The 1,194-nt window shown below is 60.5% G+C and carries 2 protein-coding genes; one reads left to right on the top strand and one right to left on the bottom strand.

Annotated elements, in window-relative coordinates:
• Positions 1–187 precede the first annotated feature (187 nt).
• Positions 188–313 carry a hypothetical protein gene (locus Pmgp_RS20650; RefSeq protein WP_282432926.1) on the bottom strand — a complete coding sequence of 42 codons (126 nt, stop codon included), beginning with the start codon at positions 311–313 and terminating at the stop codon, positions 188–190.
• A 15-nt stretch (positions 314–328) separates the two neighbouring features.
• Between Pmgp_RS20650 and Pmgp_RS19240 the strand changes: the two genes are divergently transcribed.
• Positions 329–1,194 (top strand): Rpn family recombination-promoting nuclease/putative transposase (locus Pmgp_RS19240; RefSeq protein WP_134216297.1); only part of this gene is annotated, 866 nt, incomplete at its 3' end.

Genomic DNA, 1,194 nt, shown 5'->3' with positions numbered 1-1,194 from the left:
ATTATTCCTATGATCCCAGCCAGGATTGTCGGAGGCTTCTTAACCGGGGGCCGCGCCTCCCGGCGGCCGGGCTCGCTGCGAAAGTCCGGGCTGCCCGCTGCAAAAGACCGCCACGGGAAGCCGGGGAGGTTCCAAGACCGCATAGGGAGGCGCCGAAGGAAAAGACTGAAACCGACCGCCTAATTCATTAGAAAGCGAGCCACGCACGACGCTTGGCGAAGACGCCGCCCCTGCCGCTTTCTTTCCCGGAGGCAAGCTCCAAAACACCGGCGACCCCACTGTCATCATGGGCGCAGCCGTGATATAATGACAACAGGAAGTGATCGCATTGACGGGAAACGGCAAGACGGACCAACCGCTCCACCACCCCCACGACAAGGGATACAGGCAGCTGCTGACAAACAAGAAGACCTTCCTCGAATTATTACGGAACTTCACCGGGGAGGGCTGGGCGGCGGAGGTGGACGAAGACGACCTGACGCTGGTCAACAAGTCATACGTACAGCGAGACTTCAGCGACAAGGAGGCCGACATCGTGTACAGGCTGCGTCTCCGGGGGACCGAAGTGATATTCTACGTACTCCTGGAGCTGCAGTCCACCGTGGACCACACCATGCCATTCCGCCTGCTGCAGTACATGGTGGAGGTGTGGCGGGACGCCTGCAACAGTGTCCCCGGGAAGGAGAGGAAGCGCAAGGGCTTCCGGCTGCCCGCCATCGTTCCCGCAGTTCTCTACAACGGCCGGGACGGCTGGACCGCCTGCAGGAGCTTCAGGGAGTACCAGTCGGGGCACGAGAGGTTTCCCCGGCACCTGCTGGACTTCAACTACATCCTCTTTGACGTCGTCCGCTACGGCGAGGAAGACCTGCGCAGGGCGTCCAACGTGGTGTCCAGCGTGTTCTACCTGGACCAGACCGTGGACCCCCGGGAGTTGATCGGCCGGCTCAGAGATCTGGCCGGCGTGCTGAAGGGTATGACCCCGGAGCAGTTCAGGCAGGTAACGGTATGGCTGAGGAACGTCATCAAGCGCAAGCTGCCAGAACCCCTGCAAAAAGATGTGGACCGCGTGCTGGAGGAAACCGACCCCAGGGAGGTGGAGAAAGTGATCACCAACATCGAACGGACACTGGACGAGATGAAGAGGCAAGCTTTGCTCGAAGGTGAAACGAGAGGCAAGATTGAGGGCAAGATTGA

The sequence above is a fragment of the Pelotomaculum propionicicum genome, assembly GCF_004369225.1.
GTDB classification, from domain to species: Bacteria; Bacillota; Desulfotomaculia; order Desulfotomaculales; family Pelotomaculaceae; genus Pelotomaculum_B; species Pelotomaculum_B propionicicum.
This window is presented reverse-complemented; position numbering and strand designations above follow the sequence as displayed.